The organism is Aeromonas sp. 604282 (assembly GCF_049170575.1).
Lineage (GTDB): Bacteria > Pseudomonadota > Gammaproteobacteria > Enterobacterales > Aeromonadaceae > Aeromonas > Aeromonas veronii_A.
In genome coordinates, this window is sequence record NZ_JAAKMV010000002.1 from 380,112 (window position 1) to 402,595 (window position 22,484).

Sequence of the window (22,484 nt, forward strand, 5' to 3'; positions counted from 1 at the left end):
CCATCAACAACAAGGCCAGCATCATGCTGGCCTTGTTGCTATGGGAACCTCACTCCCCCTTGGCGATCCCTTCCCGGCGCGGATCCGCAGCGCCAAACCAGCCGCCAGCGTTGCGCTCAACCCCCTGCAGGCCGGAGGTCTGCTCGTTCAATACCACCTCGTGTCCCCTCTCCTTCAATCCCTCGACCACCGACATGGGGGTGCGTCCCGCTTCCAGCTCGGTGGGGCCGTTGCGGCTGCCAAAGTTGGGCAGGTTGATGGCCTGTTGCAGGTTCAGGCCCCAATCCTGAGTACCGAGCAGGGTCTTGCCCACATAGTTGATGATGGCGGAGCCCCCCGGCGAGCCCAGCGTCATGGTCAGCTCGCCGCTTGGCTTGTCAAACACCAGCAGCGGTGACATGGAGGAGCGGGGCCGCTTGCCCGGCTCCACCCGGTTTGCCACCGGCAGACCGGCGGCATCCACCGAGGTGAAGGAGAAATCGGTGAGCTGGTTGTTGAGCAGGTAGCCGTTGACCATCTGACGCGATCCGAAACCATCCTCGATGGAGCTGGTCATGGAGATGGCCATCCCCGCCTTGTCGACGATCGAGACATGGCTGGTAGAGGGGAGTTCCGGGGTCGCATCCTTGCCGCGCGCCAGCGCCAGTGGCGGCGTACCGGGCTTGGCAATCCCCATGGAGTGCTGACCGACAAGCTTGCCGCGCTCGGCCAAATAGCCCTTGTCCAGCAACCCCTGCACCGGCACGCTGACAAAATCGCTGTCGGCGACGTACTGGTTGCGATCGGCGAAGGCCAGACGCGCCGCTTCGCTGTAGAGGTGGATAGCCTCGCTGGAGGCAGCCAGTCCCCCCTCCTTCGTGGTGATCGGCTTGAGGGCCGCCATATCACGGCTCTCCAGCATGCCGAAAATCTGGCCGAGCGCCAGAGTGCCGGACGAGGGAGTGGGGAAACCGCAGATCTTGCTCTGGCGATAGTCAAAGCAGAGGCCATCCCGCAGTTTGGCCTGATAGCTGGCCAGATCGGTGGCCGCCAGTACCCCGGGATTGGTGGGATGCTGGCGAACCTTGGCCACCATGGCATCCGCCAGCGGCCCCTGATAGAAGGCATCCACCCCCTCTGTGGCCAGAGTGCGCAACACCCTGGCCAGCGCCGGGTTGGTCAGCCGGGTGCCCGCCGTTTTGGGGTTGCCATCCGTCTGATAGAAATAGGCTCGCGCCTGCGGATCCCGTGCCAGATAGGGATCCTTGGCCAGCAATGTGGCCAGCCGTGGACTTATTACAAATCCTTGTTCTGCCAGCGTGATGGCGGGCTCGAACAGCGCAGCCCAGGGCAACTTGCCATAACGCTGATGGGCCAGTGCCAGAGCGCGCAGGGTGCCGGGAACGCCGACCGAGCGGCCCCCCACCACCCCGTCATAAAACGCCAGCGGCTTGCCATCTTGCATAAACAGCTGGTCGGTGGCAGCAGCCGGCGCCGTCTCGCGGCCATCCACCGCACTCACCTTGCGGCCATCCCACACCAGCAGCAGCGTCCCGCCACCGATCCCGGAAGATTGCGGCTCCACCAGCGTCAGCACCAGCTGCACCGCAATGGCGGCATCGACAGCACTGCCACCGGCCTTGATGATCTGGTAGCCCGCATCCACCGCCAGCGGGTTGGCGGCCGCCACCATGAAGTCATGGCCCTGCCAGCCCTGTTTGTCGGTCCAGCCACTGGCGGCTTCTGGCGCGATCAGGGTCTGGGCTGGCGGGGTGTAGTGAAAGCCGTTGTCACTGGCACAACCGGCCAGCAGGGCAAGGGCGACAGCCAGCCCCAGAGGTTTGCGCAACATGACACTCTCCTTGTCTGTTTTATGACCATGAAGGGGGACTATGTCACGATTGGCGCTGACAGCTCAAGTTATTGAGCAAGATCAATATCTTACTCCTCTATCAATAATGGCTATCCGCAATAGATATAAAAAAACCGCCCGAAGGCGGTTTTTACGATGGGATGGCAGAGGCCAAACAGGCGCAAGTCCGGTTAGATGGACTGCTCTTCGCCACCCAGGGCGGCAAACAGCGCCGGGATAAACTGGGACAGCTCGGCGGTGACCAGCGCGAAGTCTGCATCCAGACGGGCGGCCGGATCTTCGCTGGTGACGTCGTCGTTCTGCTCGCGCAGCTCTTCGCTGAATTTCAGACGCTTGATGGAGAGATCATCCCCCAGCACGAAGCTGACGGCCTCGCCCCAGTTGAGGGCCAGCTTGGTCACCAGCTTGTCGTTGGCCAGGTGGTTCTTGATTTCATCCGTCATCAGATCCTGCTGCTTGCAGCGGATGATGCCGCCGTGCTCCATGGCACTGCGCAGCTCGGCTTCATCTTCCAGCGTGAAGGAGGTAGGCAGGTTGCCCTCGTTCAGCCACTCGGTCATGGTGATCTCGGGCGGGTTCTTGAGAGCCACCGGCACCACCGGCAGGGAGCCGATGGATTTGCGCAGCAGCGCCAGCAGATCGTCTGCCTTCTTGGCAGAACCTGCGTCCACCACCATCAAATTGTCGGCCGGATTGATCCAGGCGAAGGTCTGGCTGGTACGACTGAAGGCACGGGGCAGCAGGGTGTGGAGGATCTCCTCTTTCAACGCTTCCTTCTCTTTCTTCTTGAGGGCGCGACCCTGTTCGAACTCGATCGCTTCTACCTTCTCGGCCAGCATCTCCTTGACCACGGTGCCGGGGAGCATCTTCTCCTCTTTGCGGGCGCAGATGAGGATGTGGCCGGAGGCGGAGTGGGTCAGGGTTGAGCCGAATTTGCCAAGGGGCTTGACCCACCCGAAACGGGAGATGTCCTGACTGCCGCAAGGGGTGAAGGCACAGGCTTCCAGCTGGGTTTCCAGCTGATCCACGGTCAGGTCAAAGGGGCGGGTAAAGCGATAAATCTGCAGGTTTTTAAACCACATGGCGTCCTCGGTCTCTAGATTGTCCGGCGGGCATTGTACTAGAGAGGCGCTTTGTGATCAGCCAATCATTCTCGCTAAATAAAGGGCGATCGACCTCACAGGGTCTCATTTATATCACCTGAACGGCCGTCAAGTTCCCCTAGACTGCGAGTGTACAAGTTGTTACCAAGGATGGATTTATGTTGCGGCCCAGTCGCCCGGAAGATATGGAAGAGATCGTCGAAATCTGGCTGCTGGCCTCCCTGCAGGCCCACGATTTCGTCGATGCCTCCTGCTGGTGGCAGGCACAGGAGGATCTGCGTACCCGCTATCTCGATCGTGCCGCCATCTGGGTGTTCGAGGAGCGCGGCGATCTGCTCGGTTTCATGGCGATGGTGGACAACTATCTCGCCGCCCTCTTTGTGCGTCCCGACCGTCAGGGTCGCGGTGTCGGCCACGCCCTGCTGCAGGAGGCCAAGCGTCAGGGGGCGTCGCTCTACGCCCGGGTCTTCGTCGAGAACGATCAGGCGGTACGTTTCTATCGTCGCCACGGTTTCGTCATCAAGGGTGAAGAGTCCGATCCCCTCACCGGTCACCCCCAGTACAAGATGTGCTGCGAACCCGCATGAACTGATGACAGACCGCTGTTTTACTTGAAAAAAGCACGGGGCATCCTCATCTTGTCTCCATCGGGTGCCCTAGGCACCGTCCCTGCAACCGGGCTGCTTTCCAATGAAAATCCTCCATACCGCCGACTGGCATCTTGGCCATCAACTCCATGGTCATGACCGCCGTTTTGAACACGATGCCTTCCTCGACTGGCTGAGCGACACCCTCAAGGCGTGCGAGATCGACGCCCTGTTGGTGGCGGGCGATCTGTTTGATACCGCAAATCCGCCCGCCAGCGCCTGGCAACAACTCTACCGTTTTCTGGCGCGGCTGCGCGCCGAGATGCCCCACCTCAACATGGTGCTGATCGGCGGCAACCACGACTCTCCCTCCAAGCTGGATGCCCCCCACGAGCTGCTGCGGGCCTTTGATCTGCATCTGGTGGGCAGCATCAGTCGCGACAGTGAGGGCAAGCTCGAGGCCGACCGCCTGCTGGTACCGCTGCAAGACAAGGAGGGCAACATTGCCGCCTGGTGCGCCGCCGTGCCGTTCCTGCGCAGCAGCGATCTGCGGGTGGAGCCGTTGGAAGAAGGGCAGGACCGGCTGATCGAAGGGGTACGCCAAATCTACGCCGAGGTATTGGCCGAAGGGCGCGCCCGCTGCGGGGAGGGTCTGCCGCTCATCGCCATGGGCCATGCCTATCTGGCGGCGGGCCAGCTCTCGGAGCTGTCGGAGCGGCGGGTGCTCGGCGGCAACCAACACGCACTGCCTGCCGAACTCTTTGCCGGTGCCGACTACACGGCGCTCGGTCACCTCCATCTGGCCCAGAGCCCGGCCGAGGGGGTGCACTACAGCGGCTCGCCGCTGCCGCTTTCGCTGGCCGAAGCCAACTACAACCATCAGGTGCTGGAAGTGACCTTTTCAGAGGGGAAACTGGCCGGGCTGGAGCGGATCCCGGTACCCCGCGCGGTGGAGATGATCCGCCTGCCCCAGAGCAGCCTCGACGACGCACTCAAAGCCATCGCATCGCTCGAGCTGCCTGATTGTCCACAAGAAGCACAGCCTTTCCTCGAAGTACGGCTGCTGCTGCCCAAGCCAGAAGCCCGCATCCGCGAGCGTATTCTGGCGGCCATCGCAGACAAGCCGGTGCGTCTGGCCCGCATCAGCACCCAGTATCAGGGCTCGGGCGAAGGGCTGGCCGATGGTCGCGAGCGGCGCAGGCTCGATGAGCTCTCCCCCACCGAGGTGTTTCGCCTCTGCTATCAGCGCCAGTTTGAAGGGGAGCCCGAGGCTGGGCTGGTTGCCTCGTTTGAAGAGATCCTGGAGCAGGTGAAGGAGTCAAACCAATGAAAATCTTGTCTCTGTCTGGTGAGAATCTGGCCAGTCTGACCGGCACCTTCACCATCGACTTTACCAGGGGGGCGCTCGGCGCTGCCGGCCTGTTTGCCATCACCGGCAATACCGGCGCGGGCAAGAGCACATTGCTCGACGCCATTTGTCTGGCCTTATACGCCGAAATGCCGCGCTTTATCGCCAATCGCAAGAACGTGGCCGAAGTGGGCCGCATGGATGACGAGGAGAAACTCAAGGCCAACGATGTGCGCGGCATCCTCAGCCGCGGTCACGCCAGCGGCTTTGCCGAGGTGCAGTTTCGCGGCTGTGATGGCCGCATCTGGCTGGCCCGCTGGGCGGTGCGCCGGGCGCGCAACCGCTCGGAGGGGCGTTTTCAGGCGCAAGAGCGAACCCTGACCGATGTGGAGTCCGGGCAGGTCTTCTCCGGCAGCAAACGGGAGCTGCAGGATCGCATCGACGAGCTGGTGGGTCTCTCCTGGGAGCAGTTCCGCCGCGCGGTGATCCTGCCGCAGGGGGAATTTGCCGCCTTCCTCAAATCGGATGCCAACGAGCGCTCCGCCCTGCTCGAACGGATGACAGGCACCGAGCTCTACTCCGCCATCTCCATCCAGACCTATGAACGGGCGCGGGAAGAGCAGCAGAAGCTGGCCACCATCGCCCAGCGCCTCGGCGACGTGGCGCTGATGGACGAAGCGACCCGCGAGCATTGGGTAAGCCAGCAGGTGAGCCTCTCCACCACCCTCAAGCACGAGCAGCAACAGCAGCAGCTGATGCAGGACTTGCGCGATCTCAATAGCCGCATTGCTGCCCAGTTGCAGGGCTGCGCCGAGGGACAGGCGGCGCTCGATGCCGCCCTGCAGGCCCACGGCGCCGCCGCCCCCGAGCGCGAGGAGTTTGCCCGTGCCGAGCAAGCCCAGGTGGCCCGAGCCGATCACGACGAGCTGGCCCGCCTCACCCTTGAGGTACAGCAGCAGGAGAAGCTGATCGCCGAGCTGGGGCCGGAGCTGGCCAAGCTCGAGGAGCAGACCCAGCAGAGCGCGCTGACCGAGCAGCAGCTGCTGGCGGAGAAGATCGCCGCCGAGCGGGAATGGGGTGCCCTGCAACCCGAACTCAAGCGGGCGCAGGAGCTCGATACCCGCATCCGGGAAAAAGTGCAGCAGTTGCAGAAGATCCAGCAGGAGGGGGCACAGGAGCGAGAAGTGCAGCTCACCCTCGAGCAGGGCTGGCGCGAGCAGAGCAGACAGGTGGAACTGCTCAAGCAGCAGCACCAGCAGTGGGGCCTTTGGCTCGAAGAGCATAAGGAGCTGGCACCGGTTGCCCGCCAGTGGCAGCCCCTGCTCACCGCCATGCAAGATTGGGCCGGGGATGCCGACAAGTTACAACAGCTGCTCACCCTGCGGGATCACAAGCTGCGCGCTCTGCAACAGTTGCAGCGCCAGCTGGAGCAAGGCCAGCAGGAACGCGACTACTGGCAACATGAACAAGCTCGGCTGCAACAGCAACAGAACGAGCTGCAGGAGCTGCAGTGGGAGAGCCGCCTCGCCAAGGCGCAGGAGCAGTGGCAGCAGCAAACCGAACAGCTGGGTCAGCTGCGCCAGTTGCTGGAGCTGGCCGACTATGGCCGCAACCACGGCGAACAGCATGGCCGCTTGCAGCAAGAGATTGCCCAGCTGGAGCAGGCGCTCGGCAAGCTCGCCACCCTCGGCAAAGAGCTGGTGCCAGCCCGCGAGCGGCTCGCCCTGCAGCGGGACGAGGCGCGCCACGCGCTGGAGCAGTCCCGGGCGGTGGCCACGTTCGAGCAGTATCGCCATATCCTGAGCGATGGCACCCCCTGCCCGCTCTGTGGCGCCGAGGAGCACCCCTACAGCCAGAGCCAACCACAAGTGGCGGGGATCCTGGGTCAGCTGGCGGAGCGGGTCAGAAGCCTCGAACTCGAATGGGATCGGCTCAATCATCAATACATCCAGTGCGAGAGCGAGCGTCAGGAGCTGGCCCGCCAGCTGGCGGTGCGCCAGCAACATCTGCCGGAGCTGGAGGCACGCGCCGAGCAGCTGACCCAGCGCTGGCAACAGCTGGGAGGCGATACCCTGCTCGGCCATCCGCTGCCACTGCGCCAGAGCCCCATTGAGTGGAACGAGCTGATGAGCTCCCTGCTTGGCCGTGGCCAGGCGCTGGAGCTGGGGTTGGCCCAGAGCCAGCAGCAGCTGCGTCAGGCCCAGCTTGGTCAACAACAGCTGCAAGGGGTGCATCAGCAACTGAGCCAACTGGCTGCCCAGCACCAGCAGTTTGACCAGCAGTGGCAGGAGGCCGATCGCCAGCGCATCGCACTGGAAGGGGAAGTGAAAGGCATGGGTGAGCAGGAGGCGACCCTGCGCCAGCGCCTCGAACAGGGCGCCCACCGCCTCGATGAACAGATGGGCGGCCAACCCTGGCGCCAGTGGCTCGGCAGCCAGCAGTGGCACGAGTGGCAACGGACCTGCGAAGCCTGGCTGCACGGCCAGAGCGAGTGGGAGCGGCTGGCCAGCGAGATCGCCAGCCTCACCCCTGCCCTGAGCGCGCAGGAGGCGCGCCTGCAGACCCAGCGCGAGCTGCTGCACAAACTCGAGCGGGACTACAAGGAGCATGAGCAGCAGCGGCAGGGGCTGCTCACCAGCCGCGCCGCCTGTCTGAATGGCGAGGAGATCCCGCTGGTCGAGAGCCGCTGGCAACAGCGGCTGCAACAACTCGCCAGCGAACTGGAGCAGATGCAAAGCGGCGCCCGTGCTCTGCGGGAGCGGCAGACCGAGCTCAAGACCCGCCTCACCCATGTGGAGCAGGAAAAGCAGACCAGCAGCCGCCGCAAGCGGGAGGTACTAGGGCGCTGGGCAGCCCACGCCACTACCCTCGGCATCGCCGAGTACGACCTGCGCCGTCTGCTCGCCATCAGCCCCGATGAACTCAAGGCTCGCCGCACTGCCCTGCAAGGGTTGGAAGATGCCCTTGGCGAGGCGCGCACCCGCCTTGCCGAGCGGCAACGGGCGCTGGCACTGGAGGAGAGCAAGCGGGATCGCTATCGCGAGCACCACCCCGAGCTGGCCGCCCTGCCGGATGCAGAGCTGAGCGAGCAGCTGGTGGCGCTCGATGCCCGCTGCCGCGCCCTTGAAGAGCAGCTGTTCGAGTACAAGAGCAAGCTGGCACAGGCCGAAGCCGCCGCCCTCAAGGCGGGTAGCCTGCAACAGGAGCTGGCCGCCCAGCAGGCAGTGGCCGACCACTGGCAGCAGCTGTGCGATCTGATCGGGCAAGCCAACGGCGCCAAGTTCCGCACCTTCGCCCAGAGCCTCACCCTCGAGCGTCTGCTGCTGGAGGCCAACGCCCAGCTCGCCGAACTATCACCGCGCTACAGGCTGGAGCGAGTACCCGGCACCGATCTGGCGCTGCAAGTGGTGGATCTCGACATGGGGGATGAGGTGCGCTCGGTGGACTCCCTCTCCGGTGGCGAGAGTTTTCTGGTGTCGCTGGCGCTGGCGCTGGCCCTCTCCAGCCTCTCGTCACGGCAGACCCAGGTCGAGTCGCTGTTTATCGACGAGGGGTTTGGCACCCTGGATCCGGACAGTCTGGATCTGGCGCTCGCCAGCCTCGACTCCCTGCAGGCCGCCGGTCGCCAGATCGGGGTCATCTCCCACGTTCAGACCCTGGTGGAGCGGATTGGCGTGCAGATCAGGGTCGAAGCCCTCGGCGGCGGCGAGAGCCGGGTAGTGGTTCCCTGAGAGCCTTCGGCTCAATCACCACTACCATCGGTCCACCACGCCGTAAATAACAAGACCCCGCCAATTGGCGGGGTCTTGTTGAGAGGCTATCAGCCGAAGCGGTAGGCGCCCATATAGAGGCTGCCGCCATCCCAGCTCTCGTGCAGCCGGGTGGGCGCCACACCATCGGCCGCCCCCAACGCCACAAAGAGCGGGCGCAGATGATCGTCGTGGGGATGGGACTCCACCGCTCCGGGAGCCTGCTGGCGATAGTCGAGCAACGCCAGACGATCCTCGTCGGCCATCTTCTGCTCCAGCCAGTCGACAAACTGGCTGGCCCACTCCGGCACTGGCGAGCCTTCCGGCGCCAGCGCCCGCAGGTTGTGGGTGATGGCACCGGAGGCGAGGATGCCAATCCCCTGACTGCGCAGTGCCCCCAACACCTCTCCCAACTGCCACAGTTGGGCCGGGGTGAAGCTCGCGGGAATGGAGATCTGCACCAGCGGGATCTCGCTGTTTGGGTCGATCAGGGAGAGCGGCGACCAGACCCCGTGATCCAGCTCGCGTCGCACCGGGGTGGCGGTCAGTCCGGCCAGTGCCAGCTGGTCGCTCACCCCTTGTTGCAGCCACTCGGGGCTGCTGGCAGGCCAGCGCATCCGGTAGAGGGGCTCGGGAAAGCCGTAAAAGTCGTACATCAAGGCCGGTTTGGGCTCGACGTTGATCTGCAGCTCGCGGCTAAACCAGTGGGCGGAGATGACCACCAGCCCCTTGAGCTCACCCAGACGCAGGTTTCGCAGAAAGCGGGTGGCGGGTTGCTCACGCAGCACCAGATCCGGTGCGCCGTGAGAGATAAACCAGACGGGGGCGAGGGACATAAAGCAGACTCCAACAAAGTATCAGGGGCGATACCGGAGGGGATATCGCTGTTGGAATCGATTATCCCCCTGCCATTAAAAGTGAACAATCCAGCAAGATGGATAAGAACTATCAACCAATGGTTGATAATTTCACGCCTTCACGACAGGTAATCGGCAATAGATATCAAGGCTGCGGCGCTTCCGGCTGCAGTCGGGCTGCACGAAGCGCCATCCGGGTCGCTGCACTGTGATCCTGCCACTCTCGCCACGCCAATCCCTCGGCGGCCGCCTCCCCTTTCACCGGATGGGAGAAGATCGCCAGCAGTCGCGCATTATCAGGCCAGTAGCTGGCTGGCAGTGTCTGAACCAGCAGCAGGGCGGCGCCCAGCAAGAGAAAAGCCCATCCGGTTTCATGGCTGTTTTTCATCCCTGCCTCCTTCACCCGTGCGCCAATGAACTAACATTTTTGCGCAAGCCGGTGACAAGACGGTGACAGCGGACGGGTGGTCATTTTACAACATCTGAACCTCAACCCGGCCAAACAACCACAGATGGCAACATTTGTATCCCTTCAGCCCGAACCTGTGGCCGTATGCTCTAAAATGTGACTCACAGGAAAACGTTATCCCTGAAAAGAAAACGTTATCTGGTCAAAACGTTGTTTCTGGATCATAAAAAGATTCCAAAAACTGGTGTATATTGCTCGGCGGAAATTCCTTAACCATGAAGATTGACATGAAAAAGACCAAAATTGTCTGCACCATCGGTCCGAAGACCGAATCCAAAGAAATGCTGGCCAAAATGCTGGACGCCGGCATGAACGTCATGCGCCTGAACTTCTCCCACGGTGACTACGCCGAGCACGGCAGCCGCATCAGCAACCTGCGCGCTGTAATGGCCGAGACCGGCAAGCACGCAGCTATCCTGCTGGACACCAAGGGTCCGGAAATCCGTACCATGAAGCTGGAAGGCGGCAACGACGTCGCGCTGGTCGCGGGCCAGACTTTCACCTTCACCACCGACCAGACTGTGGTTGGCAACAAAGACAAAGTGGCTGTGACCTATGCAGGTTTCGCCAACGATCTGCGCGTCGGCAACCGGATCCTGGTTGATGACGGCCTGATCGGTCTGGACGTTATCGAAATCACCGAGCGCGAAGTTATCTGTAAAGTGCTGAACAACGGTGACCTGGGCGAGAACAAAGGCGTTAACCTGCCGGGCGTCTCCATCAAGCTGCCGGCGCTGGCCGAGAAAGACAAGCGCGACCTGATCTTTGGTTGCGAGCAAGGCGTTGATTTCGTTGCTGCTTCTTTCATCCGTAAGAAAGAAGACGTTCTGGAAATCCGTGAGCACCTGAAAGCCCACGGTGGCGAGAACATCCAGATCATCTCCAAGATCGAAAACCAGGAAGGTCTGGACAACTTCGACGAGATCCTGGCTGTTTCCGACGGCATCATGGTTGCTCGTGGCGACATGGGTGTAGAGATCCCGGTTGAAGAAGTTATCTTCGCCCAGAAGATGATCATCGCCAAGTGCAACAAAGCCCGCAAAGTGGTTATCACTGCCACCCAGATGCTGGACTCCATGATCAAGAACCCGCGTCCGACCCGCGCCGAAGCTGGTGACGTGGCCAACGCCATCCTGGACGGTACCGACGCAGTGATGCTGTCCGGTGAATCCGCCAAGGGTAAGTACCCGCTGGAAGCCGTGACCATCATGGCCACCATCTGCGAGCGTACCGATGCCGTGATGCCGTCCAACCTGTCTGCTGCCAACGACAGCAACAAGCTGCGCATCACCGAAGCCGTATGTAAAGGCGCCGTAGAGACCTCCGAGAAGCTGGACGCCCCGCTGATCGTGGTCGCTACCGAAGGCGGCAAATCTGCCAAGGCCATTCGCAAGTACTTCCCGAAAGCCTGGATCCTGGCGATCACCACCAACAAGAAAACTGCTGCCCAGCTGGTTCTGACCAAGGGTGTGGTTGCTCACGTGGTTGACAGCATCGCCTCTACCGACGATTTCTATCGCATCGGTAAAGAAGCCGCGCTGGAAATCGGCATGGGTCTGAAAGGTGACGTGGTTGTGATGGTCTCCGGTGCTCTGGTACCGAGCGGCACCACCAACACCGCTTCTGTTCACGTTCTTTAATCAGAGCTGAACGAGTTGAAAACGGCGCCTGCGGGCGCCGTTTTTTTTGTCCCTCCCCCCTGCTTACCTGACAAGCCCGGTGTTAGAATCCACGCGAATTTAATCTATGCGGGAAATCTCCCGAATATCGCGTAATAACCCGGAAGTTATATGCCCTCAATACGTTTTAAAAGAGTCTCGGCCACCCTATTGCCGCTGCTCTGTCTCCTCGCCAGCCTCTGCGTGCCGCAAGCCATGGCGCAAGATGTCCCCTCTCGCAACGCAGTTCAGCGAGCGCTGGATGGTCTGGGTAAATCAGAGACCCTGACCGTCAGTCAGCAAGCGGATCAGAAGTTGCTGACCGAAACCCTCGCTCTGCTCGACAGCATCGACAAGGAAGAGGCGAAGGCCAAGACCCAGGCCCAGCGGATCCGCAACCTGCCCACCGAGCTCAGAGAGATCAGTGCCAAGCTCGATGCCCTGACCAAGGGCAAGAGTGCCGAGCAGATCAAGAGCGAATACGCCAGCATGAGTCTGGCAGAGCTCGACAGCCGTCAGCCGGAAGTGCTGGCCAACATGCAGGCGGCCCAGGAGGCCCTCGGCGCCATCGGCAGCCAGCTCACCAGCTTGCAGACCCTGCCGGAGCGGGCCCAGGCCAGCATGAGCCGTGCCTACCAGCGCAGTCAGGAGATCCGTACCCGCCTCAACGCAGGTGAAAGCGTCTCCAGCGCCGAGAAGATGAAGCTCGGTGCCGAACTGGCCCTGCTCGACCTGCAACTGGCCCACCTGCAAAAGGAGCTGGATAACCGTACCAGCATGCAGGATCTGGCGATCAAGCAGCGCGACTACCAGAGTGCCCGTCTCGCCAGCGAAGAGCAGAAACTGCAGCTGTTGCAGGATCAGAGCAGCGCCAAGCGCCTCGGCGACACCGAAAAAACCGCCGAGCAGACCGGTGAACTGGTGGCGACCGAAGACAGCCCGCTGGTGCAAAAAGAGCAGGAGCTCAACCACCAGCTCAGCCAGCAGCTGATCGGTGCCACTACCAGTCTCAACTCGCTGGTACAGAAAAACCTGCAAGCCAAGAGCTGGCTGGAGCGCGGCATCCAGACCGAGCGCAACCTCAATGAACAGGTGCAGATGCTCAAGGGCAATCTGCTGCTGTCACGCATCCTCTATCAGCTCTACCAGCAGTTGGAAGCGGCGCCCACCATCGCCGTCAAAAACCTGGAAGAGCAGATCGCCGATCTGCATCTGGCCCAGTTTGAACTGAGCCAGCAGCGTGACCAGCTGTTCCAGAAGAACCTCTATCTGGACAATCTGATCGCCGGCAGCAAGGATCCGGTCAGCGAGGAGGACAAGGAGAGCCTTGCCAAGCTGCTCGACACCCGCATCAATCTGCTCGATCAGCTCAACCGCCAGCTCGACAGCCAGCTTACCAACGCCATCAGCCTGCAGCTGACCCAGCAGCAGCTGGCGCGGGTCTATGCCTCTATCGAATTTACCCTGCAGCAACACATCTTCTGGGTAAGCAGCAACAAGCCCATCGACAGCAAGTGGTTTATCAGCTGGCCCGCCCAGGCCTACAAACAGGCCTCCGACTGGGTATTGAAACCGGACTGGAAACGCTGGCGCGAAGAGCTCTTGGGGATCTCCCTGCTCGCCTTCCCGCTGCTGCTGATCGGCGGCCTGCTGGTCTGGAAACGTCCGGCGCTGGTTGAGCGCGAGAAGAAGATCACCAAGGACCTTGGCCGTTTCCGTCAGGACAGCCAGTGGCACACCCCGCGCGCCCTGCTCTATACCGTGCTGCAACGCCTGCCGGGCAGCATGTTCATTCTGGCTGGCGGTCTGCTGCTCACCTACTGCGGTCTGCTCAGTCCCAAGCTGATGTTCCAGATCACCCTGAACCTCGCCCTCGGTTATCTGGTGTTCAGCGTCTATCTGGCGGTGATGCGCCCGGGCGGCATCGCCGAAACCCACTTCCGGATCCCGAAAGCGGAGCTGCAGGCCAAGCGCAACAGCATGCGCTACATCTGGTTACCACTGCTGCCGCTCATCATGCTCGCAACCAAGGCGGTGGTTGAACCCTCCACCCTGGGCAACGACGTGATCGGCCAGGCCATGACCCTGACCCTGCTGGGGCTGGCCGCCTATCTGGTGTTCCCCATCTCCCGCGCCCGCATCAAGGGCGAGGCGAGCATGCAGAAGTCGCTGATCGCCATTGCCCTGGCGCTGGCACCGGTGGCGCTGATCGTGCTGGCCGTGCTCGGTTACTACTACACCGCGCTGAAGCTGACCGGTCGCCTGATCGAATCCTTCTACCTCATCATCATCTGGAGCCTGGTCTACCGCACCGCCCTGCGTGGTCTGGAGCTGGCTGCCCGTCGTCTGGCCTACCGCCGTGCGGTGGCCAAGCGTGAGCACAAATCTTCGGAAGATGCGGAAGGTGGCGAGTCCATCGAAGAGCAGCCCATGGATCTGGAGGATGTCAGCCAGCAGTCCCTGCGTCTGACCCGTACCGTGCTGATGCTGATCTTCGGCGTCGCCTTCTACTGGCTCTGGTCCGATCTGGTCGCGGTCTTCTCCTACCTCGACAGCATGGTGCTGTGGCACCGCAGTGAAGGCACCGGCGCCAACGCCGTGCTGTTCCCCATCAGCCTGAGTGACGTGCTGATCGGCTTCCTGCTGCTCGGCGGGGCATGGTCACTGGCGCGCAACCTGCCGGGCTTGCTGGAGGTGCTGGTGCTCTCCAAGCTCAATCTGGCTCAGGGGACCGCCTACGCCATCACCACCATGCTCAACTACGTGCTGATCGGCTTTGGCTCCCTCACCGCTCTCTCCATGATGGGCGTGCAGTGGGACAAGCTGCAGTGGGTAGCGGGTGGTCTGTCAGTCGGTATCGGTTTCGGCATGAAGGAGATCCTCTCCAACTTCGTCTCCGGCATCATCATCCTGTTCGAGCGTCCGGTGCGGATCGGTGACACCGTCACCATCGGCTCCTTCTCCGGTACCGTCTCGCGGATCCGCATTCGCGCCACCACCCTGACCGACTTCGACCGCAAAGAGGTGATCATCCCCAACCAGCAGCTGATGACAGAACGGCTCATCAACTGGTCGCTGAGTGACACCGTCACCCGGGTGATCGTGCGGGTGGGCGTGGCGTACGGCTCGGATCTGGAGCTGACCCGCACCCTGCTCAAACAGGCGGCCGACGAAAACAGCCGCGTGCTGAAAGACCCAGCCCCCATCGTCTACTTCCTCACCTTTGGCGCCAGTACTCTGGATCACGAGCTGCGCTTCTTCGTGAGCGAACTGGGAGACCGCAACCCGGCGGTGGACGAGTTGAACCGCAAGATCGACCAGCTGTTCCGCGAGAACGGCATCGAGATCGCCTTCAACCAGATGGATGTCTACATCAAGAACATGCAGGGCGAAGAGCAGAAGGTGGAGTCCAACTCCGCCGCCCTGCCGCCGCCCGCGGAAGATGGCAAGCAGCCAGCCTGATAGCGAACTGCACAGTTCTGATGACAACAGCCGCTCACCCAGGTGAGCGGCATTTTTATGTTCCCGTTGCCACGACCGTCCACTCAGGCAACCGCCGGAGAGTGATAAATGAGTTTACCCGCTGCGGTCTCTCACCTAATGTAGGCTGACGAACGGGAGAGCAGGGAGCCGCGTTTTCGCCCATGGATGACCAACAACTAGAGCACATTCTGTTTCGCTCCTTTGATGTGATCCCGCTCCCAATCCTGGTGTCCGAGTCGACAGCCAGCCAGGGTCATATGTCACCCGACCGGATCCCCCTGCGTCGCCATCTCTTCCTCAACAGGGCCTTTCGCGAACAGCTGGGCTATGAGCTGCAGGATCTGCCGGACATGGAGAGCTGGTTTCACCTCGCCTATCCCGATGAGAGCTATCGCAACTCGGTAATTCAGGCTTGGCATAACCAGATAGAGCAGAGCCTGCACCATGGACTGGAGGTCGTCGAGATGCCGGCGCTGATCCGATGCAAGAGTGGCCACTCTCGCTGGTTTATCGTCACCGCCCAGCTGGGGGCAGATGCCATCCCGGATAGCCATATCGTCACCTTTCGCGATATCCACGACCTGCAATGCATGGTAGAAGAGGTGAGCCGCCTCTCCTGCACCGATCCGCTCACCGAACTGACCAACCGGCGTGGCGCCCAGCAACAGTTGCAGGCCCTTTGGTTGCAAGGTGAGCCCCTCTCGGTGGTGTTGGGAGATATCGACCATTTCAAACAGGTCAATGACCGCTACGGCCATCCTGCGGGCGATGCCGCGCTCTGCGCCGTCGCCCACGCCATGGCGGGCCAGCTGTTGCCGGGGGAGAGTCTGGCCCGTTGGGGCGGAGAGGAGTTCCTGCTGATCCTGCCTGGTTGCGATATTGAACAGGCGGCACGGCGCGCCGAACAGCTGCGCCAGCATGTCAGTACCACCCGCTTGCCATGGCAGGGGACGCAGCTATCTCTCACCATCAGTCTGGGGTGTGCCAGCATGAAGGGGCAGGAGAGCATCGACTATCTGCTGATGATGGCCGACCGGGCCCTTTATCAGGCAAAGGATCAGGGCCGTAACCGGGTTGTCATCTCGACAGAATAGAGTGGTAATCAGAACGGAAAGCCGACTCGCGGCCATAAAAAAACCGAAGCACAAGGCTTCGGTTTTTTACTGCGCAACTGGCGTGAGCCAGCCGGGCATTACTTCTTGATACGGATAACCGGGGTCTCGCCCACAGTCACGGCACCAGTCATTTTGATCAGCTCTTTGATCTCGTCCATGTTGGAGATGACAACCGGAGTCAGGGTAGACTTGGCTTTCGCTTCCAGAACGGCCAGATCGAACTCGATGATGGTGTCGCCGCGCTTGACCTGTTGACCTTCCTGAGCGATACGCTTGAAGCCTTCGCCTTTCAGTTCAACGGTGTCGATACCGAAGTGAACGAACAGCTCGATACCGGAGTCGGATTCCAGAGAGAACGCGTGGTTGGTCTCGAAAATCTTGCCGATGGTGCCATCGCACGGCGCAACCATCTTGTTGCCAGCCGGCTTGATGGCGATACCGTCACCAACGATCTTCTCGGCGAAGACAACGTCAGGCACATCTTCGATCGGCACGATTTCGCCAGACAGCGGAGCAAAGATTTCGATGCCGCCGGTATCAGCGCTATCGTCGGACACCAGTTTCTTCAGTTTGTCGAACAGACCCATAGTAAAAGCTCCTAAAGATGATTTGTCGCTGTTTGCAGCCGATCTTAGCAGACTGCCTTCTGCTTGATAAAGTTATCTACGCACGCTTCGATTTCAGCAGCGGTGGCAAAGCTCAATGCCTGGTCAGCCATTGCCTTCACATCTTCGAAGCTGGTGTTGCGGATAAGCTTCTTGATACGCGGTACAGAGATGGCGCTCATGGAGAACTCATCCAGACCCATACCCAGCAGCAGCAGGGTGGCGCGCTCGTCACCAGCCAGTTCACCACACATACCGGTCCACTTGCCTTCGGCGTGGGACGCATCGATAACCATCTTGATCAGGGTCAGGACGGAGGGTGACAGCGGGTTGTACATAGCGGAGATCATCTCGTTACCGCGATCGACAGCCAGGGTGTACTGGGTCAGGTCGTTGGTACCGATACTGAAGAAATCCACTTCCTTGGCCAGATGATGAGCCATCACGGCAGCGGCCGGGGTCTCGATCATGATACCCACTTCGATGGATTCATCAAAGGCTTTGCCTTCAGCACGCAGTTCGGCTTTCAGGGTCTCTACGGTCGCTTTCAGGCTACGGAACTCTTCGACAGAGATGATCATCGGGAACATGATGCGCAGTTTGCCGAAGGCAGACGCACGCAGAATGGCCCTCAGCTGAGCGTGCATGATGTCTTCGCGGTCGAAGAAAATACGCACGGCACGCCAGCCCAGGAAGGGGTTCATCTCTTTCGGGAAATTCATGTACGGCAGCTCTTTGTCGCCGCCAATGTCCATGGTACGCACGATGATCGGCTGATCCGGCATCGCTTCGGCCACTTCTTTGTAGGCTTTGAACTGCTCGTCTTCGGTCGGCAGCGCGTCACGGTCCATGAACAGGAACTCGGTACGGTACAGACCCACGCCTTCGGCGCCATTACGGATGGCACCTTCGGTATCCTTGACGGTACCGATGTTGGCGCACACTTCGACCTGGTGACCATCCAGCGTGATGGCAGGCAGATCTTTCAGCTTGGCCAGCTCATCTTTCTCGGCCTGGAACTGAGCCTGGAACTTCTTGGCTTCGTTCAGCTGTTCAGCGGTCGGATTGATGATGATCTGGTTATTGATCGCATCCAGCACCAGCATGTCACCGTTCTTGACGCGCTCGGTGATGTCGTTGGTGCCTACCACGGCCGGCAGCTCCAGGGAGCGGGCCATGATGGAGGTGTGAGAGGTACGGCCACCGATATCGGTGACGAAACCCAGCACATATTTCAGGTTGATCTGAGCGGTTTCAGACGGGGTCAGGTCTTTGGCGACCAGGATCACCTCTTCGTCGATGGTGCTCAGGTTGACAACGGCGATGCCCAGCACGTTCTTCACCAGACGGGTACCGATGTCACGGAAGTCGGTGGCGCGCTCGCGCAGATAGGGGTCATCCAGCTCGGCCATCATCTTGGCGTACTGCTCGATCACCTCATAGATGGCTTTGTCGGCGGATGCCTTGTTCTCTTTGATGAAGGATTTGATATCCCCTTCCAGCTCCTCATCTTCGAGCAACATGATGTGGCCTTCGAAGATGGCCTCTTTTTCCTCACCGAAGGTGCGACCGGCCATCTCTTTGATGGCTTCCAGCTGGGCAGCTGACTTGGTACGAGCTTCGAGGAAACGGTTGATCTCGGCATCAATCTGATCAGCAGAAATTTTGCCCTGATTGATAACGATTTCATCTTCTTTAAGAAGAAGCGCCTTACCGAATGCGATACCGGGGGACGCAAGAATGCCAGATATCATAATCCTTCCTATTAAAACGACTGTGGGGGAGGAATCTAAAGCTGGATTACTCCAGCTCGTCCATCAGGGCAACCAGCTTCTCAACAGCTTGCTGGGCATCCGGGCCGTCAGCCTGGATGGTTACGTTGGTGCCCTTGGTCAGGCCCAGGGTCTGCAGCTTGAACAGGCTCTTGGCGCTGGCGGACTTGCCACCGGAGACCACAGTGATCTCGCTTTGGAATTCTTTGGCTTCTTTCACGAACTGAGCTGCCGGACGGGTGTGCAGGCCGTTTTCAGCAGTAATAACAACAGACTTCTCGTACATGGTTTCACCCCATATTATTGATATTTTTTGGTGGATTGGTCGTTTTTGAAGCAACCTGACCCACCGTGTCAGTATGGATATGTTGTAAAGTAACGAAAGCAGACCCGCAATGGTTTAATCCAGGTCAAGTTTCTGTGCAGTAATCGGCGCGCTGGTTGGCAATTTTCAGTTATTGGGCTACAAGCCGCATCAGGACTGGCCTGAAATTATTTTATAACGAAAAATAACACTTTGTTACTTTGTGATACCCAGCCAGCAAACACCGCGTGACGCCGCACAGGATATGAGATTTAGAGCGGAATGTCTGCTTTTTTTCTCACTCCGGAACTTGTTATTTTACCCCAAAAAATAAGGATCAAGTGACACTATCAGGGGTTGAGTCTAGCCCATAAAGAAGCGGCGCTCTTGGGAGCGCCGCTGTTTTGAAAGATTCCGATCAGTTACTGCTGCAGTTCCTGCTCGCTGAACACCCCGGCAAACAGGGCGCTGGAGAGGTAACGCTCCGCCGCACTCGGCAGGATGACCACAATGGTTTTGCCCGCAAATTCCGGCAGCTCGGCCAGACGGCTGGCAGCCACCACCGCAGCACCGGAGCTGATACCGGCCAGGATCCCCTCCTCCTCCATCAGGCGGCGAGCCATCTCGATAGCTTCGTCACTGGTCACCTGCTCGACCCGGTCAATCAGGGAGAGGTCGAGGTTGCCCGGGATAAAGCCGGCGCCGATACCCTGGATCTTGTGGGGGCCCGGTTTGATCTCTTCACCGGCCAGCTTCTGGCTGATGACCGGCGACTCGGCAGGTTCGACCGCAACAGAGACCACCGCCTTGCCCTGGGTCTTCTTCAGGTAGCGGGAGACACCGGTAATGGTGCCGCCGGTACCGACCCCGGCCACGAACACATCCACCTCACCGTCAGTGGCATCCCAAATCTCGGGGCCAGTGGTCTTTTCGTGGATCTCCGGGTTGGCTGGGTTTTCAAACTGTTGCAACAGCACGTATTTGCCCGGCTCGGACTCGAGGATCTCGTTGGCCTTGGCAATGGCGCCCTTCATGCCGAGCGGCCCTTCGGTCAGCACCAGATTGGCACCGAGCGCCTTGAGCAGCTTGCGGCGCTCCAGACTCATGGTTGCCGGCATGGTCAGGGTAATGGGATAGCCGCGAGCAGCCGCAACAAATGCCAGAGCAATACCCGTGTTGCCGCTGGTGGGCTCGATGATCTCCTTACCCTTGGTCAGGATGCCACGCTTCTCGGCATCCCAGATCAGGTTGGCGCCGATCCGGCACTTGACGCTGAAGCTGGGGTTGCGGCTCTCGATCTTGGCCAGCACGCGGCCTTTGGTAACACGGTTGAGACGAACCAGCGGGGTGTGACCGATAGTCTGGCTATTGTCCTCAAAAATTTTGCTCATGGTGCTATCCCTGTGTTTGTTACGACGATGAAACAAGATTACCCTGTGGTTTCTGAATGAGAAGTGACTATTCGTTATAACCATATGGTATTACAACATATAGAGCTTATTCTCTCTGGCCCCTGACTCCGGGAGCCAATCGTCAAAGGAACCGACGTTATGGGATTTTCAGGAAGCAGCCAGTATCTCGCCTCCGATGCATTGAAGATGGCAGTCAATGCCGCCATCACCCTCGAAAAACCGCTGCTGATCAAAGGGGAGCCGGGCACCGGCAAGACGGTGCTGGCGGAAGCGGTCGCCAATCATCTTGGCACCGATCTCATTGCCTGGCATATCAAGTCCACCACCAAGGCCCAACAGGGACTCTACGAATATGATGCGGTGGCCCGGCTGCGCGACTCCCAGCTCGGCGATCCCAGAGTGGCCGATATCAGCCACTACATTCGTAAAGGCAAGTTGTGGCAGGCCTTCAGCGCCGAGCAGCGACCTGTGCTGCTGATCGACGAGATCGACAAGGCCGACATCGAATTTCCCAACGATCTGCTGCTGGAGCTGGATCGGATGGAGTTCGATGTCTACGAGACCGGCGAACGAGTCAAGGCACGCCAGCGGCCGGTGGTCATCATCACCTCCAACAACGAAAAAGAGCTGCCGGATGCCTTCCTGCGCCGCTGCTTCTTTCACTACATCCGCTTCCCCGACAAGGCCGAGATGCAGGCCATCGTCAAACTCCACTACCCCGACCTCAAGGAGAGCCTGCTTGGCGAGGCAATGGAGCTCTTCTTCGAGCTGCGCGAGGTAGAGGGGCTGCGCAAGAAGCCCTCCACCTCGGAGCTGCTGGACTGGATCCGCCTGCTGCTGGCCGACGATATCGCCCCCGAGGCAATGCGTGCCCGCGAGCCCGGCAAGCTGGTGCCCGCGCTATATGGCGCCCTGCTCAAGACCGAGCAGGACCTGCATCTCTTCGAGAAGCTCGCCTTTCTGGCCCGGCGCGGCAGCTGACCCATGCTGATCGACTTTTTTACCCACCTGCGCCGCCACAAGCTGCCGTGCAGCCTGCGTGAGCTGCTGGACTTGCACGCCGCACTGGCTGCCCGGCTGGTCGCTGTCGATATGGAGGAGTTCTACCAGCTCTCCCGCTGCCTGCTGGTAAAAGACGAGGCCCACTACGATCGCTTCGATCGCGCCTTCGCCGAATACTACGAGGGGCTGGAAGCCATCCCCCTGCTGCCGGAAAGCCTGCCCGAGGAGTGGCTGCGCAAGGAGTTCGAACGGCTGTTGAGCCCAGAGGAGAAGGCACAGCTCAAATCCCTCGGCGGACTCGACAAGCTGCTGGAAACCCTTACTCAGCGGCTGAACGAGCAGAAAGAGCGCCATGCCGGTGGCAACAAGTGGGTAGGGACCGGTGGCAGCAGCCCGTTTGGTCACGGCGGTTTTCACCCCGAGGGAGTCCGCATGGGTGGAGAGGGGCTGCATGGCAAGGCGGCCAAGGTGTGGGAGGCCAGACATTATCGCAACTTCAGCGACGACTCACCGCTTGGCCAGCGCGCCATTCAGCTCGCGCTGCGCAAACTCAGACGCTGGGTGCGCAAAGGCAATCCCGACGAGCTGGATCTCGACGACACCATAAAAAGTTCTGCCCGCCAGGGCTGGCTCGATGTGAAACTGCGGCCCGAGCGCCACAACGGGGTGAAGCTGTTGGTTTTCTTCGATGTGGGAGGCTCCATGGATGCCCACGTGGCCGAGGTGCAGCGCCTCTTCTCCGCCCTGCGCCACGAGTTCAAGCATCTGGAGTACTTCTATTTTCACAACTGCCTCTACGACTTCGTCTGGAAGGATAACGAGCGCCGCTTTGAGGAGCGGTTCGATACCCTGCGGCTACTGCGCACCTACGGCAGCGACTACCGGGTGATCCTGGTGGGGGATGCCACCATGGGCCCCTACGAGATCACCTGGCCAGGCGGCAGTGTCGAGCAGTGGAACGAAGAGTCGGGTCAGGTGTGGCTTACCCGCTTGCAGCAGCACTTTCCCAAACTGGTGTGGATCAACCCCACCCCGCGCCGGGAGTGGCTCTGGCATCCCTCCATCAAGCTGATGAATGACGTGGTTGGCGGGCGAATGCATCCGCTGACCCTGGCGGGTCTCGCTGCGGCGATCGACCAGCTGTAACCCTCTCTACCCTATAAACCGA

The 22,484-nt window shown here is 60.6% G+C and carries 16 protein-coding genes; 8 read left to right on the forward strand and 8 right to left on the reverse strand.

Going from position 1 to position 22,484, the window contains the following annotated elements:
* Positions 1–49: 49 nt before the first annotated feature.
* Together ggt and rdgC are read right to left on the reverse strand one after the other, a co-directional pair.
* Entirely contained in the window at positions 50–1,831 is a 1,782-nt protein-coding gene (gene ggt, locus G5367_RS04750) for a gamma-glutamyltransferase (protein WP_421244342.1), read from the reverse strand.
* A gap of 191 nt (positions 1,832–2,022) precedes the next feature.
* A complete protein-coding gene (gene rdgC / locus G5367_RS04755) occupies positions 2,023–2,934 on the reverse strand; it encodes a recombination-associated protein RdgC (RefSeq protein WP_421293865.1) in 912 nt (303 codons plus the stop codon).
* A gap of 179 nt (positions 2,935–3,113) precedes the next feature.
* On the opposite strand from rdgC, the gene G5367_RS04760 reads away from it, so the two are divergent.
* The 3 genes from G5367_RS04760 to G5367_RS04770 all read left to right on the forward strand — a co-directional run bounded on the left by G5367_RS04760 (position 3,114) and on the right by G5367_RS04770 (position 8,621).
* The gene (locus G5367_RS04760; protein ID WP_266134224.1) at positions 3,114–3,542 is read left to right on the forward strand and encodes a GNAT family N-acetyltransferase; all 429 of its coding nucleotides are present in this window, start codon (positions 3,114–3,116) and stop codon (positions 3,540–3,542) included.
* Positions 3,543–3,645: 103 nt separating this feature from the next.
* Positions 3,646–4,872 carry an exonuclease SbcCD subunit D C-terminal domain-containing protein gene (locus G5367_RS04765; RefSeq protein WP_421244340.1) on the forward strand — a complete coding sequence of 409 codons (1,227 nt, stop codon included), beginning with the start codon at positions 3,646–3,648 and terminating at the stop codon, positions 4,870–4,872.
* Positions 4,869–8,621 (forward strand): AAA family ATPase, encoded by a 3,753-nt coding sequence (locus G5367_RS04770; RefSeq protein ID WP_421293867.1) that lies wholly within the window; start codon positions 4,869–4,871, stop codon positions 8,619–8,621. The genes G5367_RS04765 and G5367_RS04770 overlap by 4 nt, the downstream gene beginning before the upstream one ends.
* Before the next feature lie 89 nt (positions 8,622–8,710).
* Here the strand turns inward: G5367_RS04770 and G5367_RS04775 are convergent, their stop codons facing one another.
* Complete coding sequence (locus G5367_RS04775) at positions 8,711–9,475, reverse strand: DODA-type extradiol aromatic ring-opening family dioxygenase (protein ID WP_164537430.1); 765 nt, start codon at positions 9,473–9,475, stop codon at positions 8,711–8,713.
* A gap of 166 nt (positions 9,476–9,641) precedes the next feature.
* Positions 9,642–9,884, reverse strand: coding sequence for a hypothetical protein (locus tag G5367_RS04780; protein WP_421244338.1), 243 nt, complete (start codon positions 9,882–9,884; stop codon positions 9,642–9,644).
* Positions 9,885–10,192: 308 nt separating this feature from the next.
* On the opposite strand from G5367_RS04780, the gene pykF reads away from it, so the two are divergent.
* From pykF to G5367_RS04795, 3 genes are all read left to right on the forward strand, one after another.
* The gene (pykF, locus tag G5367_RS04785; protein ID WP_031227651.1) at positions 10,193–11,605 is read left to right on the forward strand and encodes a pyruvate kinase PykF; all 1,413 of its coding nucleotides are present in this window, start codon (positions 10,193–10,195) and stop codon (positions 11,603–11,605) included.
* Between the two features lie 150 nt (positions 11,606–11,755).
* Positions 11,756–15,085 carry a mechanosensitive channel MscK gene (gene mscK / locus G5367_RS04790; RefSeq protein ID WP_058057772.1) on the forward strand — a complete coding sequence of 1,110 codons (3,330 nt, stop codon included), beginning with the start codon at positions 11,756–11,758 and terminating at the stop codon, positions 15,083–15,085.
* A gap of 182 nt (positions 15,086–15,267) precedes the next feature.
* On the forward strand, positions 15,268–16,200 hold the full coding sequence (locus tag G5367_RS04795; RefSeq protein ID WP_421244337.1) for a GGDEF domain-containing protein: 933 nt from the start codon (positions 15,268–15,270) through the stop codon (positions 16,198–16,200).
* Between the two features lie 98 nt (positions 16,201–16,298).
* On the opposite strand, the gene crr is transcribed toward G5367_RS04795, so the two are convergent.
* From crr to cysK, 4 genes are all read right to left on the reverse strand, one after another.
* A complete protein-coding gene (gene crr / locus G5367_RS04800) occupies positions 16,299–16,808 on the reverse strand; it encodes a PTS glucose transporter subunit IIA (RefSeq protein ID WP_288727574.1) in 510 nt (169 codons plus the stop codon).
* Between the two features lie 44 nt (positions 16,809–16,852).
* Positions 16,853–18,580 carry a phosphoenolpyruvate-protein phosphotransferase PtsI gene (gene ptsI, locus G5367_RS04805; RefSeq protein WP_421244336.1) on the reverse strand — a complete coding sequence of 576 codons (1,728 nt, stop codon included), beginning with the start codon at positions 18,578–18,580 and terminating at the stop codon, positions 16,853–16,855.
* Between the two features lie 46 nt (positions 18,581–18,626).
* Positions 18,627–18,884 carry an HPr family phosphocarrier protein gene (locus tag G5367_RS04810; protein ID WP_005338266.1) on the reverse strand — a complete coding sequence of 86 codons (258 nt, stop codon included), beginning with the start codon at positions 18,882–18,884 and terminating at the stop codon, positions 18,627–18,629.
* 440 nt (positions 18,885–19,324) lie between these two features.
* Positions 19,325–20,293 carry a cysteine synthase A gene (gene cysK / locus G5367_RS04815; protein ID WP_181269038.1) on the reverse strand — a complete coding sequence of 323 codons (969 nt, stop codon included), beginning with the start codon at positions 20,291–20,293 and terminating at the stop codon, positions 19,325–19,327.
* A gap of 159 nt (positions 20,294–20,452) precedes the next feature.
* Here cysK and G5367_RS04820 point away from each other — a divergent pair, with 159 nt between their 5' ends.
* The gene (locus G5367_RS04820; protein ID WP_216977277.1) at positions 20,453–21,295 is read left to right on the forward strand and encodes an AAA family ATPase; all 843 of its coding nucleotides are present in this window, start codon (positions 20,453–20,455) and stop codon (positions 21,293–21,295) included.
* A 3-nt stretch (positions 21,296–21,298) separates the two neighbouring features.
* A complete protein-coding gene (locus G5367_RS04825; RefSeq protein WP_421211943.1) occupies positions 21,299–22,462 on the forward strand; it encodes a vWA domain-containing protein in 1,164 nt (387 codons plus the stop codon).
* The last annotated feature ends 22 nt before the right edge of the window (positions 22,463–22,484 follow it).